14 protein-coding genes are annotated in these 14,781 nt (G+C 76.2%); 5 read left to right on the forward strand and 9 right to left on the reverse strand.

Annotated features, from left to right (window positions below; all coding sequences use genetic code 11):
- Nucleotides 1-44: 44 nt before the first annotated feature.
- A complete protein-coding gene (locus tag BUB17_RS14695; RefSeq protein WP_072919211.1) occupies nt 45-704 on the reverse strand; it encodes an alpha/beta fold hydrolase in 660 nt (219 codons plus the stop codon).
- Nucleotides 705-823: 119 nt separating this feature from the next.
- On the opposite strand from BUB17_RS14695, the gene BUB17_RS14700 reads away from it, so the two are divergent.
- Nucleotides 824-2,251: an NAD(P)/FAD-dependent oxidoreductase gene (locus BUB17_RS14700; protein WP_072919213.1), complete on the forward strand. Its 1,428-nt coding sequence runs from the start codon at nt 824-826 to the stop codon at nt 2,249-2,251.
- A gap of 126 nt (nt 2,252-2,377) precedes the next feature.
- On the opposite strand, the gene BUB17_RS14705 is transcribed toward BUB17_RS14700, so the two are convergent.
- Genes BUB17_RS14705 through BUB17_RS14725 form a run of 5 tightly spaced genes read right to left on the reverse strand, consistent with a single transcriptional unit; the run spans nt 2,378 to nt 8,302 of the window.
- Entirely contained in the window at nt 2,378-3,049 is a 672-nt protein-coding gene (locus tag BUB17_RS14705) for an alpha/beta hydrolase (protein ID WP_072919215.1), read from the reverse strand.
- On the reverse strand, nt 3,049-4,347 hold the full coding sequence (locus BUB17_RS14710; RefSeq protein ID WP_072919216.1) for an erythromycin esterase family protein: 1,299 nt from the start codon (nt 4,345-4,347) through the stop codon (nt 3,049-3,051). The genes BUB17_RS14705 and BUB17_RS14710 overlap by 1 nt, the downstream gene beginning before the upstream one ends.
- 3 nt (nt 4,348-4,350) lie before the next feature.
- Nucleotides 4,351-5,142, reverse strand: coding sequence for an SDR family NAD(P)-dependent oxidoreductase (locus BUB17_RS14715; protein WP_072919218.1), 792 nt, complete (start codon nt 5,140-5,142; stop codon nt 4,351-4,353).
- Between the two features lie 29 nt (nt 5,143-5,171).
- The gene (locus tag BUB17_RS14720; RefSeq protein ID WP_072919220.1) at nt 5,172-6,302 is read right to left on the reverse strand and encodes a carboxylate-amine ligase; all 1,131 of its coding nucleotides are present in this window, start codon (nt 6,300-6,302) and stop codon (nt 5,172-5,174) included.
- Nucleotides 6,299-8,302 (reverse strand): alpha-amylase family protein, encoded by a 2,004-nt coding sequence (locus BUB17_RS14725; RefSeq protein WP_072919222.1) that lies wholly within the window; start codon nt 8,300-8,302, stop codon nt 6,299-6,301. The genes BUB17_RS14720 and BUB17_RS14725 overlap by 4 nt, the downstream gene beginning before the upstream one ends.
- 67 nt (nt 8,303-8,369) lie before the next feature.
- On the opposite strand from BUB17_RS14725, the gene BUB17_RS14730 reads away from it, so the two are divergent.
- From BUB17_RS14730 to BUB17_RS14740, 3 genes are all read left to right on the forward strand, one after another.
- Entirely contained in the window at nt 8,370-9,323 is a 954-nt protein-coding gene (locus BUB17_RS14730; protein ID WP_072919223.1) for a S1C family serine protease, read from the forward strand.
- 144 nt (nt 9,324-9,467) lie between these two features.
- The gene (locus tag BUB17_RS14735) at nt 9,468-10,397 is read left to right on the forward strand and encodes a GGDEF domain-containing protein (protein ID WP_072919225.1); all 930 of its coding nucleotides are present in this window, start codon (nt 9,468-9,470) and stop codon (nt 10,395-10,397) included.
- 147 nt (nt 10,398-10,544) lie between these two features.
- Nucleotides 10,545-11,942 (forward strand): NAD(P)/FAD-dependent oxidoreductase, encoded by a 1,398-nt coding sequence (locus tag BUB17_RS14740; protein WP_072919227.1) that lies wholly within the window; start codon nt 10,545-10,547, stop codon nt 11,940-11,942.
- Between the two features lie 10 nt (nt 11,943-11,952).
- On the opposite strand, the gene BUB17_RS14745 is transcribed toward BUB17_RS14740, so the two are convergent.
- The gene (locus BUB17_RS14745) at nt 11,953-12,759 is read right to left on the reverse strand and encodes an SDR family oxidoreductase (protein WP_072919228.1); all 807 of its coding nucleotides are present in this window, start codon (nt 12,757-12,759) and stop codon (nt 11,953-11,955) included.
- Between the two features lie 194 nt (nt 12,760-12,953).
- On the opposite strand from BUB17_RS14745, the gene BUB17_RS14750 reads away from it, so the two are divergent.
- Nucleotides 12,954-13,577, forward strand: coding sequence for a CAP domain-containing protein (locus tag BUB17_RS14750; RefSeq protein ID WP_072919230.1), 624 nt, complete (start codon nt 12,954-12,956; stop codon nt 13,575-13,577).
- A 15-nt stretch (nt 13,578-13,592) separates the two neighbouring features.
- Here the strand turns inward: BUB17_RS14750 and BUB17_RS14755 are convergent, their stop codons facing one another.
- Both BUB17_RS14755 and BUB17_RS14760 read right to left on the reverse strand, forming a co-directional pair.
- Nucleotides 13,593-13,772 (reverse strand): hypothetical protein, encoded by a 180-nt coding sequence (locus BUB17_RS14755; RefSeq protein ID WP_072919231.1) that lies wholly within the window; start codon nt 13,770-13,772, stop codon nt 13,593-13,595.
- Nucleotides 13,769-14,776, reverse strand: coding sequence for a helix-turn-helix transcriptional regulator (locus tag BUB17_RS14760; protein ID WP_072919233.1), 1,008 nt, complete (start codon nt 14,774-14,776; stop codon nt 13,769-13,771). The genes BUB17_RS14755 and BUB17_RS14760 overlap by 4 nt, the downstream gene beginning before the upstream one ends.
- Nucleotides 14,777-14,781: the final 5 nt, after the last annotated feature.

Raw genomic sequence — 14,781 nt, forward strand, 5'->3', positions numbered from 1 at the left:
GCGGCCAGCCGCCCGAGCGTCCGGGCCGCCCGCGCTCCCCGTGCTCAGGCACCCGGGCGCCGCTCCGCCGCGGCCTCGCGCACGAGGCCCGCGACCTCCTCCGGGTGGGTCATCGGGCTCAGGTGCGCCGCGCCCGGCAGCTCGAGGAGCCGGCCGCGGGGCGCGGCCGCGGCCACGGTGGCGGCCCAGTCGTGCGCGCAGAGCCGGTCGCGGGTGCCGCGGACGACCGTCACCGGGACGCCGGCCGTCCGCAGCCGGACGTCGATCCGGTCGGGTGAGGCCACGGCCCACAGCTGCCGCATCGCCCGCGGCCCGGTGCACAGCCACTGCGGCAGCGCCAGCAGCGCGTGCGGCCACCGTTCCCCGAGCGCCGTCGCCACCCACCGCCGGACCAGTCCGCCGACCGACCGCAGGCGGGGGTCGGTGGTCGGCCCGAGCAGCACCAGCCCGCTGACGCGCCGGTCACCGGCCAGGGCGGCGACCACCTGACAGCTCTGGGAGTGCCCGACCAGGAGCACCGGCCCCCCGCCGAGCCGGTCCCGCAGCAGGGCGGCGAGCTCCTCGAGCGACGGCACCGGGCCGGACAGCCCCATCCCCGGCAGCAGGACGACGTCGGCCGGCAGCAGCTCCCGGAGCCGGGCCGAGGAGCGCTCATCGAGCCCGAGACCGGGGACGAGGACCGGCCGGGACGCGAGTTTCGGCACCGAACCGGTCTACCGCGTCCGCGTGAGGCGCTCACCAGCGGGTAGGACGGCGGACTGTGACCTGGAAGGCTCCGGGGCGTCCAGGCCCTGGGGACACCGAGGTGGGAGACTGATTCATCATGACGACATCACCTGTGACCGACCCCGTCGGCGCCTCCCCGTCCGGCCGTCCCAGGGTCGTCGTCGTCGGTTCCGGGTTCGGCGGGTTGTTCGCCGCCCAGGCGCTCAGGCGGGCTCCGGTCGACGTGACGGTGATCGGCAAGACCAGCCACCACCTCTTCCAGCCGCTGCTCTACCAGGTGGCCACCGGCATCCTCAGCGAGGGCGAGATCGCCCCGCCGACCCGCGAGGTGCTCCGGCACCAGCAGAACGCCCGCGTGGTGCTCGGCGAGGTGACCGACATCGACCTGGTCGACCGGACGGTCACCTCGACCATCCTGGGCCGCACCACGGTGCACCCCTACGACGAGCTGATCGTGGCCGCCGGCGCCGGGCAGTCCTACTTCGGCAACGACCGCTTCGCCGAGTTCGCGCCCGGCATGAAGAGCATCGACGACGCCCTGGAGCTGCGCGGGCGCATCTTCGGTGCCTTCGAGCTGGCCGAGCTGGCCGACGACCCGGCCGAGGTCGACCGGCTCCTGACCTTCGTCGTCGTCGGCGCCGGCCCGACGGGCGTGGAGATGGCCGGGCAGATCGCCGAGCTGGCCCGCCGCACCCTGCGCCGGGACTTCCGCCGGATCGACCCGACCCAGGCGCGGGTGATCCTGCTCGACGCCGCGCCCCAGGTGCTGCCCCCCTTCGGGGAGAAGCTCGGCACGGCCGCTCGCCAGCACCTGAACCGGATCGGCGTCGAGGTCCAGCTCGGCGCCATGGTGACCGACGTCGACGCGGACGGGCTGGACGTCAAGGACGCCGACGGGCAGGTCCGGCGGATCACCGCAGCCACCAAGGTGTGGGCCGCCGGCGTGCAGGCCTCCGGACTGGGCCGGATGCTGGCCGAGCAGTCCGGGGCGGAGATCGACCGGGCCGGGCGCATCAACGTGCAAGCCGACCTCACGCTGCCCGGGCACCCCGAGGTGCACGTGGTCGGCGACATGATGGCCCTGGACAAGCTGCCCGGGGTGGCGCAGGTCGCCATCCAGGGCGGCCGGTACGCCGCGGAGGCCATCCAGCGGCGGATCGCCGGCAAGCAGCCCCAGGGGCCGTTCCGCTACCGGGACAAGGGCAACATGGCGACGATCTCGCGGTTCTCCGCGGTCGCGGACATCAAGGGGCTGAAGTTCTCGGGCTTCCTCGCCTGGGTGATCTGGCTGGTGGTGCACCTCTTCTACATCATCGGGTTCAAGAGCCGGATCACCACGGTGCTGCACTGGGCGGTCAGCTTCCTCGGCCGCGGCCGCTCGCAGCGGGTGGCCACCCAGCAGCAGGTCTACGGCCGCCTCGCCCTCGAGCACCTCGGGCCCGGATTCGCGGCGTCCAAGACCGGCGGGCGCAAGGACGTCGGCGCCGCCGCAGCCGAGGACGCGACCGAGCGCCGCTCCGCGTGAGAGAGGCCCCCGTCCTCCCCCGTGAAGGACCCCCTTGCCCCCCGCCACTCACGGGCTGGCAGCGGGACCTTGCAAGGGAGCCGTCAGGGCTCAGGGCAGGGCCCGGCACGGGGCCGGACCGGCGGTTCACCCGAGCCAGGTGGTGAGGGCGGCGGTCACGTCTCCGGGCCGGACGACGTGGCCGCCGTCGAACTCCTCGTAGCTGACCTCGTACCCGCCGGCGCCCAGCTCGCGGGCCAGCCGCCGCCCGCACCGCGCGACGGGCAGCACGCGGTCGTCGGTGCCGTGCGAGATCCAGATCCGCGGCCGGCCGACCCGCCGCGGCGGGACGGCGAACCCCGGCGAGAAGGCGAGCACCGCCCCGGCGAGGTCCCCGTTGGCCAGCCCGAGGCTGAGCGCGTACGAGGCGCCGTCGGAGAAGCCCCCGAACGCCACCCCGGTGACGGTTTGGCGGGCGAAGACCTGCTGGAGGGCGGCGTCGAGCACCGCGACGTCCCGGCCGAGGCCGCCGGCGACGAGGTCCCAGGTCGAGGCGATCGAGGACGGGGCCAGCACCAGGGCGTCCCGCGCGGCGGCCGGGTCGCCGACCAGGGCCACGCCCTGCGCCGCCGTGCCGCCCGCGCCGTGGAAGAACACCAGCAGCGGCCGCGGCCGGGGCGGCCCCTCGGGGACGACGAGCTGCGCCTGCGCGTGCGGTCCCAGCTCCAGCGTGCGGACCCCCGGCGGGTACGGCACCGCGGCCGGCGCGCTCACCGGCCGGGCGTCGAGCCGTCCCTCCGCGGCGTGCCGGAGCGCCATCAGACGACGTGCCCCAGCGGTGGCACGTGCTCGTCGGCCCGCTCCAGGTGCAGCGGCTGCAGGGGCGAGGTGTCCTCCAGGTAGAGGAAGGCGTCGTAGCGCTCGCCCAGCACGGTCGGCACGTAGTTGCCCCACCGCTCCCGCTCGGGCCGGTAGACCACGCCGATCGCCCGGTGGTCCAGCCGCCGCTGCAGCTCGGCCGGCCGGGAGCCGTCGCGCGCCCAGACGAGCAGCGCGTCGCGGCCCACCTCCTCGTGCAGCAGCGCCTCCAGGCTGCCGCGCCGGGCCTCGGGCACCGGCATGCGCTGCATCTGCGCGCCCCACTCGCTGCCGGCGATGACGCCGCCGCGGTGGCCGCCGAAGCCGATCAGGACGACGTCGTCGGTGCTGTGCCGCTCGCGCAGCAGCTGCCCGACGTTGGTCATCCCGGCGTCGGCCATGTCGGTGGCGCGGGCGTCCCCGATGTGCGTGTTGTGCTCCCAGACGACGGCCTTGGGCGGGTGGGGCCCTGTGTCGGCATGCACCAGCAGCCGGTCGAGGGTGTCGACCATGTGCACGTCCCGCACGTTCCACGACTCCGCCGAGCCCCGCACCATCGCCCGGTAGTAGCGCTCGGCGTCGACGACCGCGGCCGCGTTCTGCTCGGCGGAGAAGCGGGCCTCCGGGTCGGTCCCGGCCTCGGCCCGGCCGCGTTCCTCGCACAGGTGGTGGAGCAGGTCGACGACGGCCTGCTCGCAGCTGGTCGGGGTGAAGCGGCTGGCGAAGGCGTACTCGGCGCCGTCCTCACCGAAGGGCTCGAAGCAGCGCAGCGCCCGCAGCGCGGTCTCCACGTGCCCGGGCTCGTTCTCGCGCAGCCAGCCGACGAGCTCCTGCATCGAGTCCCAGAGGCTGTAGACGTCCAGGCCGTAGAAGCCGACCCGCTCGCCCTCGGCACGACCGGCGTTGACGTCGCGCAGCCACCGGCAGAAGTCGACGACGTCGTCGTTGGCCCACATCCAGGTCGGCCAGCGGGAGAAGGCATCGAGGGCGTCGCGTGGGTCGGCGTCGGCACCCGGCCGCAGCTTCACCGAGCGGTTGACCCGGTAGCAGTCGGGCCAGTCGCCCTCCACCGCGACGAAGCCGAAGCCGCGCTCGGTGATCAGCCGGCGGGTCAGCGCGGCCCGCCAGGCGTAGTACTCGGAGGTGCCGTGGCTGGCCTCGCCGATCGCCACGACGCGCGCGTCGCCGACCCGCTCGAGCACCGGGTCGAGATCGGCGGGGTCGCGCAGCGGCAGCGCCAGGTCCCGGACGCCGGTCATGGCCTACTCCGCGCCCCCGGGCTCGGCCAGCTTCGCGTGGCCGGCGGACTTGAGCCGGTCCGGAAGCACCGAGTTGACCACCGCCTGCGCCTTGCTCAGCAGCGAGCCGCCGAGCACCTTGGTCTCGCCCGCCATCAGCGCCTCGAACCCCTGCCTGGCCACCTGCGCCGGGTCGTCCTTGGGACCCTGGCCGAGCCTGGTGTCCAGCAGGTCACCGCGCTCGAAGAACTCGGTGTCGGTGGGGCCGGGCATGAGCGAGGTGACCGTGACCCCGGTGTCGCGCAGCTCGGTGGCCAGCGCCTCGGCCAGCGACTGCACGAAGGACTTGGAGGCGTTGTAGACCGCCTGGTGGGGCCCGGGCATCGTCGAGGCGATCGACGAGGTGATCAGCACCCGGCCCTCGCCGCGCGCGGCCATGTCGCGGAGCACGTACTTGGCCAGGACGACGGTGGAGACGACGTTCAGGTCGATGACGTCGAGTTCGTCCGCCAGGTCGTTCTCGACGAACGGCCCGCCGCGGCCCACCCCGGCGTTGAGCGCGGCGGCGGCCAGCGGGCGCCCGGTCGCCTGCACCGCGGCCCAGAGGGCGTCGACCCCCGTCCGCGACCGCAGGTCGGCCTGCACCGCCTGCACCGTGGTGCCGGCCGCGCGCAGCTGCTCGGCCGCGGCGGTGAGCTCGGCGTCCTCGGCGTTCACCACGAGGTCGAAGCCGTGCTCGACGAACTGCCGGGCGAGCTCGAGGCCGATGCCGCTCGAGGCGCCGGTGACCAGGGCGAGGGGACGCGGCTCTGTCATGGGCGCCTCCTACCCTGCGGGCTCCCTGCTCACCCGGCGCCGGGGACGCCGTCCCGCACCACCTCGGCGGCCACCGCGCGCCGGTCGCCGGTGCGCGACCAGGTGGCCCGCTGCCGCGCGGCCGAGGTGCCCCGCTCCCACAGCCGGTCGAGCAGCGCGGCGACGTCGTCCTCCTCGTCGTGCGCGCGCAGGTCGTCGGCGAGCTCGGCGACCAGCGCGCCGACGGCGTCCGTCGCGCGCACCGGCTCGCCGCGCACCGGGTCGAACAGCTCCCCGCCGAGGCCGTCGCGGGCGGCCCGCCAGCGGGCCGCCCGCAGCAGCTCGGGACGCGGCCCGTCGAACGGTTCGCCGCGCTCGGCGCGGCCGGCCAGCACCCGCACCAGCGAGCGGGCGAGCGCGGCGTGCAGGACGGCGGCGTCGAGGTCGGTGCAGACGTCGGCCAGCCGGAACTCCAGCGTCGGCCAGCGCGCCGAGGGCCGCACGTCCCAGTACAGGTGCCGGCCGTCCTGCACCACCCCGGAGCGGACCAGCCCGTCGACGACCTCGCGGAACCGCTGGTCGCTGCCCATCGGCTCGGGCGGCCCGGCGTTGGGCCAGTGCGACCACCAGATGGTGCGCCAGGACTCGTAGCCGGTGTCCGCACCGTCGTGGAACGGCGAGCTGCCGGTCATCGCCAGCAGCACCGGCAGGTACGCACGGGCGCGGTCCATGACCGCGACCGCCGTTCCGACGTCGGGGACACCGACGTGCACGTGGCAGCCGCAGATGTCCTGCCGGTGGGCCAGCGCGCCCCACCGCTGCGCCATGTCCCGGTACCGCGGTGCGGCGGTGAGCCGCTGCTCGCGCCAGGTGCCGAACGGGTGGGTGGAGGCGGCCAGCAGGGCCAGCCCGTCGCGGGCGGCGGCGGCCGCGGCCTCCGCACGGGTGGCGGTCAGCTGGGCGCGCAGCTCGGCGAGGGTGGCGCAGACGCCGGTGGAGGTCTCCAGCTGCGTGCTGACGATCTCCGGGTGCACGTGCTCTCCCGCGTCGCCGGCCAGGGCGGCCGCCACGACCGTCGGGCCCGGGGTGAGCACGAGGGTGTCGGGGTCGACGAGGTGGAACTCCTCCTCGACGCCGACCGTGGCCCCCGGCTCCGTCCCCGGTCCGCCTCCCCGGCTCACGGCTCGGCGAACCAGGCGAAGCCGAGGCCCGGGACGACGACCCGCCCGTTCCGCACCGGGAGGACGCCGTCGCTGCCGTGCACCTGCTCGAAGCCGCCGAAGCCGGTGACGGTGTCGGCGTCCACGGCCTGCGGGGACGCCGAGACGTTGGCCAGCCCGACGAAGGTGCCGCTGCGGGGGTGCTTGCGCCGCCACACCAGCACCGCGTCGCTGCCGGCGTCCACCACCGTGGACTCGACGCCGCCGCGCAGCGCGAGCAGCGAGCGGCGCACCTCGCCCAGCCGGCGGATCTCCCGCCAGACCCGGCCCTCGAGCGTCGCCGGGTCGGTGGCGCGGGCGGCGGCGTCCCAGTCCATCGGCGGTCGGTGCATCCAGCGGTTGTCCGGGGCCAGCGCGGGGTCGGCCAGGTAACCGGCGTCGTTGCGCAGCGCCAGCTCGTCGCCCATGTACAGCAGCGGGATGCCGCCGTAGGCGTAGGCGACCGAGTACAGCAGCACCAGCCGACGGACGCCGGCGTCGAGCGCGGCCTCGTCGCGGGCCTGCAGCGCGGCCTCGATGCCGCACAGGGACGCCGCCGAGCCGGAGACGCGGGCGTCGCCGGTGGCCTCGTTCTCCTGGAACAGCGCGCCCCGGGCGAAGGAGCCGGGGAAGCGGCCGGCGTAGAAGTCGTTGAGGAAGCGGCGGTGGGCGAACCCGTCGAGGCCGACCGCGGCGGCGTCCTCGTCGGCGACCGCCCAGCCGATGTCGTCGTGGCCGCGCACGTAGGTGCACCAGGTGGCGCTCGGCGGGATCGGCCGCATCCGGCGCAGCGCCTGCCGGGCGAGCCGGACGTCGCCGGTGGCCAGGCTGCTCCACAGCAGCACCATGAGCTGGTTGTGGTAGGCCAGCTCGCACTCGGGCCGGTAGCGGTCGTGCCCGCCCAGGTAACCGACGAGGTCGTCCGGCGAGACGATCGCCTCCGCCTTGAAGACGACGCCGGGGGCGGCCAGCCGGGTCAGCGCGTGCAGCAGCTGCAGCAGGCTGTGCCCCTCGGGCTGGTTCTGGCAGCTGGTGCCCAGCCGTTTCCACATGAACGGGACGGCGTCCATGCGGAAGACGTCGACGCCGCGGTTGGCCAGCCAGGTGATCTCGCCCAGCATCGCCAGGGTGACCTCGGGGTTGGCGTAGTCGAGGTCCCACTGGTAGGGCCAGAACGTCGTCCACACCCAGCCGCCGGCGCCGCCGCAAGCCTCCGGCACCCAGCTGAACGAGCCCGGCGCCCGGTCGGGGAACACCTCGGGGATCGTCGCGTCGTAGGCGTCGGGCAGCGTGCGGTCGGGGAAGGCGGTGTAGAAGCCGGCGTAGGCCGGGTCGCCGGCCAGCCAGCCCCGCGCCCAGGCGTGCTCGCGGGCGGTGTGGTTGAGCACCAGGTCGATGCACAGCGCCATGCCGCGGTCGTGCAGCGCGGTGGCGACGTCCTCGAGGTCGCCCATCGTGCCCAGCCGCGGGTCGACCGCGCGGTAGTCCAGCACCGCGTAGCCGCCGTCGTTCTCCCCCGGCCGCGGCCGCAGCAGCGGCATGAGGTGCAGGTAGGTGGTGCCGAGCCCGGCGAGGTGGTCCAGCCGGCCGGGGAGCCGGTCGAGGGTGCCGCAGAACCGGTCGACGTAGCAGACGTAGCCCTGCACCCGGGACCGCTGGAACCACCCCGGGTCGACCTCCCGGCGCCGGTCGATGCGCCGCAGCGCCTCCGGGCGCTCGACGGCGGCGGCCAGTGCGCTGCGCAGCGCGCGGGCGAAGAGCTCGTCGGCGGCGTCCGCGTAGAGGACGGCGAGCGGCTCGTGGACGTCGTACAGCGCGAGGTCGACGCGGGCGAGGAAGGCGTCGCCCTCCGCCGGGCCGAGCGCGGTGACCGCCTCGGCCTCCAGCTCCGGGCGCAGCTGCGTCCACGCCTGCTCCGCCGCCGCTCGACGGGCCGTCGCCGGGATCGTCACCGGGCCAGTATCGGGCTGCTGTTCGCCCACGGCATGACCGTGCCCGCAGCGCCCGCGGGAGGCGTTCACTGTGTAAGCGAGTAAGCAGGAGGTCGCCATGGACACGTCCCCGGAGCCGGACACGGCCTCCGCCCTGGACGCCTACTCGCAGGCCGTCACCGCCGTCGCGGCCGAGCTCACCCCGCACGTCGCGGCCCTGTCGGTGATGGCCCCCGACGGCCGCGGCGGCGCCGGATCGGCGGTTGTCGTCCCGGGTGGGGGGCTGATGCTCACCAACGCCCACGTCGTCGGGCGGTCCCGGGCCGGGACGGCGGTGTTCGCCGACGGCAGCGAGACCGCGGTCGACGTCGTGGGCGCCGACCCGCTGTCCGACCTCGCCGTCCTCCGGGCGCGGGGCGCCACTCCTCCGCCGGCCCGGCTCGGCGACGCGTCGACGCTCCGGGTCGGCCAGCTGGTGGTCGCCGTCGGTACCCCGCTGGGGCTGGCCGGCTCGGTGACCGCCGGGGTGGTCAGCGGCCTGGGCCGGTCGCTGCCCACCCGCGACGGCCGCACCGCGCGGGTGGTCGAGGACGTCATCCAGACCGACGCCGCGCTCAACCCGGGCAACTCCGGCGGGGCGCTGGCCGACTCCGCCGGCCGGGTGGTCGGGGTCAACACCGCGGTCGCCGGCTGGGGGCTGGGCCTCGCGGTGCCGGTCAACGACACGACCCGGCGGATCGTCGACGCGCTGGTCCGCGACGGCCGCGTGCGCCGCGCGTACCTCGGCCTGGTGAGCACGCCGGCACCACTGCCGGCGGCGCTGGCCGAGCGCACCGGGCGGCGGCGGGGGCTGCGGATCGTCGACGTCGTCCCCGGGTCGCCGGCCGACCGGGCCGGGCTCAAGGCCGGCGACCTGGTGCTCGAGGCCGGGCGGCGGCCGGTCGCCGAGGCGCAGAGCCTGCAGCGGCTGCTGTTCGACGAGGCGATCGGCCGGCCGCTGCCGGTGACCGTGCACCGGCGCGGCGCGATGGTCGACGTCATCACCGTGCCCACGGAGCTCACCGGGGGGTGACCCTGCGTACCCATCGGGTGACGGCACGGAATCCGGTGTCGCCCGCACGGGCGGGAGTGCCTCCCCCCATGGGGTCGGGTCGGTCACGCAGCGCTGCGGAGCGTCGTCCGGGCAGCTGATCCTGGCCCGGACGAACGGGGGACCATGTACACGCTCCGGCCTGACGGCATCGCGCTGCTCTCGCTGCTCTACGCGGTGGGCGCGGCGCTGTGCACCGTCGGCGCGCTGGTGCCGGCGTCCGACCGCGCCTCCGTGCCGCTGCTGTGGGGCCTGGCCGGGCTGGGCGCCGCCGGGTCGGCCGTGCTGTGGTCGCGCCGCGACCGGCTCGGTCCGGGGGCGCTGCACGTGGCCGTCGCCCTCGTCTCCGCCGCCCTCGGCCTGCTGGCCTGGCGCTCGGTGACCGCGGTCGGGATCGTCGGCCTGGGGCCGGCGATGGTGGCCGTCGGGGTCTTCAGCGCCCACTTCACCTCCCGGCGGGCCGCCCGGCTGCACGTCGTCCTGCTGCTGGCGCTCACCACCGCCGGCGCCGTGGCCGCAGCGCCGTCCGGCTTCCTGCCGCAGTGGCTCACCACGGCGGTCAGCGTCGTCGTCCTCACCGAGGTGCAGTCCCGCCTCTCCGGCGACCTGTACCGGGCCGCGGGCACCGACCCGCTCACCGGGCTGGCCAACCGGCGCACCTGGCAGGCGATCGCCGACAGCGGCCTGGCCCACGCGCTGCGCAGCCGCGAGCCGTTCACGGTGGTGCTCATCGACCTCGACGGCTTCAAGGCGGTCAACGACCAGGGCGGCCACGGCGCCGGCGACGCCCTGCTGCAGGCGCTCGCCGACGCGTGGAGTGCGCAGCTGCGGCTGTCGGACCTGCTGGGCCGCTACGGCGGCGACGAGTTCGTGCTCAGCCTGCCCGCCACCGACGCCGCCCGCGCCGAGGACCTGCTGTCCCGGCTGCGGGCCGCCCACCCGGCGCCCTGGTCGGCGGGGACGGCGACCGCCCGGCCCGGCGACACCCTCGCCGAGCTGCTCGTGCGCGCCGACACCGACCTCTACCGCGCCAAGCGCCGCAAGCGCGGCGGCTGACGACGCCGGCCCGGCCACGTCCCACCTGCCGTCGTCCCGGAGTCGAGGGCTCACCGAACGGCGGAACGGCGACGGAACCGGGGGGCTTCCGGCACTGTCCGCTCCCCCGGCGCGGTGGCAGCGTCCCCAGCGGACCCGGGAGGTGGCATGGCGGCGATCGTGGTGTGCGGCGGCGGCGTGGTCGGCCTGTGCGCGGGCCTGATGCTGGCCGAGGACGGGCACGAGGTCACCGTCCTGGAGCCCGACGCGGCCGACCCTCCCGGAACGCCCCGCGAGGCGTGGGACGGCTGGCGGCGCGCCGGCGTGGCCCAGTTCCGCCAGCCGCACAACCTCCTGCCCCGCTTCCGGCAGGTGGTCGACCGGGAGCTGCCCGGGCTGACCGAGCGGCTCGCCGACGGCGGGTGCGTCCGGGTCGACTACCTCGAGTCCCTGCCGCCGTCGATCGAGGACCGCGCGCCCCGGCCGGGCGACGACCGCTTCCGCTTCGTCACCGGGCGGCGTCCGGTCAGCGAGGCGGTCGTGGCGGCGGCCGCGGCGGAGCACCCGGGGCTCTCGGTCCGCCGCGGGGTGCGGGTCGCGGGTCTCGTGGCCGGCCCCTCGGCGCTGCCCGGCGTGCCGCACGTCGCCGGGGTGCGCACCGGCACCGGCGAGGAGGTCGCCGCCGACCTCGTCGTCGATGCGACGGGACGCCGGTCGCCGAGCGCGGGCTGGCTCGCCGAGCTGGCCGCCCGCCCGGCCGGGGCGGAGAGCCAGAGCAGCGGCTTCGTGTACTACACCCGCTACTTCACCGGCCCCGAACAGCCGCGGCGGACCGGCCCGCAGCTGGCCCCGGTGGGCAGCATCTCGCTGATCACGCTGGGCGGGGACAACGACACCTGGTCGGTGACCGTCTTCGGGCCGACCCGCGACGCCCCGCTCAAGGCGCTGCGCGAGGCGGCGACCTTCGACCGGGTGGTCGGCGCGTGCCCGCGGCAGGCGCACTGGTTGGACGGCCGGCCGATCACCGGCGTGCTCGCGATGGCCGGGGGGCTCGACCGCTACCGGCGCCTGGTGGTGGACGACGTCCCCGTGGTGACCGGCTTCGTCGCGGTGGGCGACGCCTGGGCCTGCACCAACCCCTCGGCCGGCCGCGGCATCTCGGTCGGGGCGCTGCACGCGCAGCTGCTGCGGGCCGCCGTGCGCTCGTCGCTCGACGACCCGGGCGAGCTGGCCCGGGCCTTCGACGAGGCCACCGAGCGGGAGGTCACCCCGTTCTACCGCGGCCAGCTGGCTGCCGACCGGGCGCGGATCGCCGAGATGGACGCCCTCCGCGCGGGTCACGAGCCCCCGCCGCCGGACCCGGTGCGGGCCGGGCTGCTGGCCGCCGCGCTGCACGACGCCGACGCCTACCGCGCGCTGCTGGAGACGGTCACCTGCCTGGCGCTGCCCGACGAGGTGCTCACGCGTCCCGGGATGGCCGAGCGGCTGGCGGCCCACGCCGGCGAGCCGCCGTCGAGGACGCACGGCCCGGACCGGGCGCGGCTGCTGGACCTGCTCGCCGGCTGACCGGCTCCGGTCAGGGACGGCGCCAGTCGTCGGAGGTCAGGTGGGAACCGGCCATCGGGCCCATCTGCAGCATGCCGCCGTCGACGGCGTAGGAGGTCCCGGTCACGTAGGAGGCCTCCGGTGAGGCGAGGAAGGCGACGACGGCGGCCACCTCCCGCGCGCCGCCGGGACGGCGCAGCGGGACGCCGGGCCGCTCGTGCCCGGGAGCGGTCGGGTCCTCGTCCTGCTGGCCGGTCATCGGGGTGGCGATCTCGCCGGGCGCGACGGCGTTGACCGTGATGCCGTGCTCGGCCAGCTCGATCGCGGCGACCCGGGTGAGCAGGCCCAGGCCGCCCTTGGCCGCGCAGTAGGCGGCGGCGCCGACCCGCGGCTGGTGCTCGTGGACGCTGGTGATGTTGACGATCCGCCCGCCGCGGCCGGCGGCGACCATCCGCCGGGCGGCCCGCTGCAGGCACAGGAACGCCGCGTCGAGGTCGGTGGCCAGCACCTCCCGCCAGGTGGCGAAGTCGGTGTCGAGCAGCGTGGACATGTGCCCGGTGCCGGCGTCGTTGACCAGGACGTCGACACCGCCGAGGGCGTCGGCCAGCTCGTCGACCACGTCGGCGGCCTCGGGCAGCCGCGTCAGGTCGACGGGCCGGACCTCGGCGCGCCGCCCCAGCCCGCGCACCTCCTCCGCGGTGGCCTCCGCGGCCTCGCGCTCGCGGTACCAGGTGATGCCGACGTCACAGCCCTGTTCGGCGAGCGCGACGGCGGTGGCCCGGCCGATGCCCGACTCGGAGCCGGTGACGATGGCGACGCGGCGTGCGGGTGCGGTCATGGCCCGACGCTAGTTCCAGGACCCTCCTGCCCCCCACCGTTCGGAGGAGGACCCCGTCCCGCTCACCCCTCGCGAGCTCGGGGTGAGCCTCCGGACGGGGCCGGCGGGACTCTGCGGAGGGGCCTCCCGGGACCGACACCCGATCGCAGTGCGATCCACGGCCGGCCGGGACCCGGACGGGGTAGTGGACGAGCATGACCGCCGGCCGCCGCTGCGCACTCGCCGCCGTCGCGGCGCTCCTCACCGTGCTGCTCGGCGGGTGCGTGGCGGTGGAGGTCCCGGTGTCCGGACCGGCCCCCGAGGCGGCCGCGCCGACCTCCACCCCGCCCCCCGCGGAGGCCTCCGCCGCGGAGCGGGAGATGGCGCGCGACATCCTCGACCGGGTCAACGACGAGCGCACCGAGCGCGGGCTCGCACCGGTGGAGTGGGACGAGGAGCTCGCGGCGGTGGCCCGCAGCTGGAGCGCCGAGATGGCGCGCACCGGGCAGCTGCGACACCAGGACATCGGGGGGCTGCTCGCGCGCGAGGACCTCTCCGACCTGCAGGGGATCGGCGAGAACGTCTTCCAGTCGACCGGTCCGGTACCGGCGGGCACCATCCACGCGGGCTGGATGCGCTCCGACGGCCACCGGGTCAACGTGGTGAACCCCGGTTGGAACCGGTTGGGCGTCGGCGTGCACTGCGCGGAGAACGGGTCGGTGTGGGCGACCCAGGAGTTCGGGCGGACGATCGGCGCGGACCTGCCTGCGGTCGCCACCACCACGCCGCCGCCGGAGCCGCTGGTCCGCCCGGAGGACGACGGGCCGACCTGCGGCTGACCACCGCCCTCACAGTCAGGCGGCGGCGAGCCGCCGGTCGAGCAGGGTGTCGACGTCGGCCTCGGCCTCGGCGACCCGTCGCGCGTTCTCGGCCGATGGGCTGTGGGCCGCGGCGCTGCGGGCGACGCCGAGCGCGATGTAGGCGACGGCGATCTCCAGGTCGAGGGCCTCGATGCTGGTGACGGTGCGGGTCATGGTGACCTCCCCTCGGTGGGACGGTCCCCATGCTCGTCCGGGGGTACGACGGAACCGGCCCTGCTGAACCGATGCCCCCACTCGTGCAGCAGATACAGCAACTCCGGCGGCGAGACGACGGCGACCTCGGCGCCCAGGGTGCCGATGGCGAACGCCGGCCAGTCCAGGCCGTCGGCCTCCATGTGCACCCGGCTGCGACCGGGGCCGTCGTCCTGGACCCGCGCCCACCGCCCGATCCGTGCCCGCACCCGGTCGGCGGGGGCGTCGACGAGGAACTCGACGGCGGTGGGCGCACTCAGCGCCGCCGTGCCGGCCCGGACGAACGCGACGGCGTCCTCGGCCGGCAGCCGCCGCGGTGCGAACCGGGCCCCGGTCGGCCGCGGCTCGGCCAGCCGGTCGAGGCGGAAGCTGCGCCAGTCGCCGCGGTCGAGGTCGTAGCCGACCAGGTACCAGCGCCGGCCGAGGGTGACCAGCCGGTGCGGCTCGACCCTCCGGTCCGACGGGGTGGCGTCGGCGGCGGTGTAGGCGAAGTGCAGCCGTTCGCAGTCGCGGGCCGCCTGGGCCACGACGGCCAGCGCCTCCGGGTCGACGAGGTGCCGCGGAGCGGCCCACGGCGCCGGGTCGGTCACCGCGCGCAGCGCCTCGACCCGGCGCCGCAGCCGCGCCGGCATCACCTGCACGACCTTGGCCAGCGCCCGCACCGACGACTCCGCCGTCCCGGCGACGGCGCTCTGCGCGGCGGTCTGCAGCCCGACGGCCAGGGCGACCGCCTCCTCGTCGTCGAGGACCAGCGGCGGGAGGGCGGCGCCGGGGGCCAGCTGGTAACCGCCGTCGACGCCGCGCTGGGCCCGCACCGGGTAGCCGAGCTCGCGCAGCCGGTCGACGTCCCGGCGCAGCGTGCGGACCGAGACGCCGAGCCGGTCGGCGAGGTCGGCACCGGCCCAGTAGCGGCGCTGCTGCAGCAGCGAGAGCAGCCGGAGGGTGCGGGCACCGGGGTCGGTCATGCAGG

The sequence above is a fragment of the Geodermatophilus obscurus genome (assembly GCF_900143215.1).
Taxonomy (GTDB): Bacteria; Actinomycetota; Actinomycetes; order Mycobacteriales; family Geodermatophilaceae; genus Geodermatophilus; species Geodermatophilus obscurus_A.

What these genes read in the sequence shown, in the direction of transcription:
- BUB17_RS14755 (WP_072919231.1), bottom strand. Translation starts at nt 13,772, where the DNA reads ATGACCCGCACCGTCACCAGCATCGAGGCCCTCGACCTGGAGATCGCC.
- BUB17_RS14715 (WP_072919218.1), bottom strand. Translation starts at nt 5,142, where the DNA reads ATGACAGAGCCGCGTCCCCTCGCCCTGGTCACCGGCGCCTCGAGCGGC.
- BUB17_RS14750 (WP_072919230.1), top strand. Translation starts at nt 12,954, where the DNA reads ATGACCGCCGGCCGCCGCTGCGCACTCGCCGCCGTCGCGGCGCTCCTC.
- BUB17_RS14730 (WP_072919223.1), top strand. Translation starts at nt 8,370, where the DNA reads ATGGACACGTCCCCGGAGCCGGACACGGCCTCCGCCCTGGACGCCTAC.
- BUB17_RS14760 (WP_072919233.1), bottom strand. Translation starts at nt 14,776, where the DNA reads ATGACCGACCCCGGTGCCCGCACCCTCCGGCTGCTCTCGCTGCTGCAG.
- BUB17_RS14735 (WP_072919225.1), top strand. Translation starts at nt 9,468, where the DNA reads ATGTACACGCTCCGGCCTGACGGCATCGCGCTGCTCTCGCTGCTCTAC.
- BUB17_RS14705 (WP_072919215.1), bottom strand. Translation starts at nt 3,049, where the DNA reads ATGGCGCTCCGGCACGCCGCGGAGGGACGGCTCGACGCCCGGCCGGTG.
- BUB17_RS14740 (WP_072919227.1), top strand. Translation starts at nt 10,545, where the DNA reads ATGGCGGCGATCGTGGTGTGCGGCGGCGGCGTGGTCGGCCTGTGCGCG.
- BUB17_RS14710 (WP_072919216.1), bottom strand. Translation starts at nt 4,347, where the DNA reads ATGACCGGCGTCCGGGACCTGGCGCTGCCGCTGCGCGACCCCGCCGAT.
- BUB17_RS14700 (WP_072919213.1), top strand. Translation starts at nt 824, where the DNA reads ATGACGACATCACCTGTGACCGACCCCGTCGGCGCCTCCCCGTCCGGC.
- BUB17_RS14745 (WP_072919228.1), bottom strand. Translation starts at nt 12,759, where the DNA reads ATGACCGCACCCGCACGCCGCGTCGCCATCGTCACCGGCTCCGAGTCG.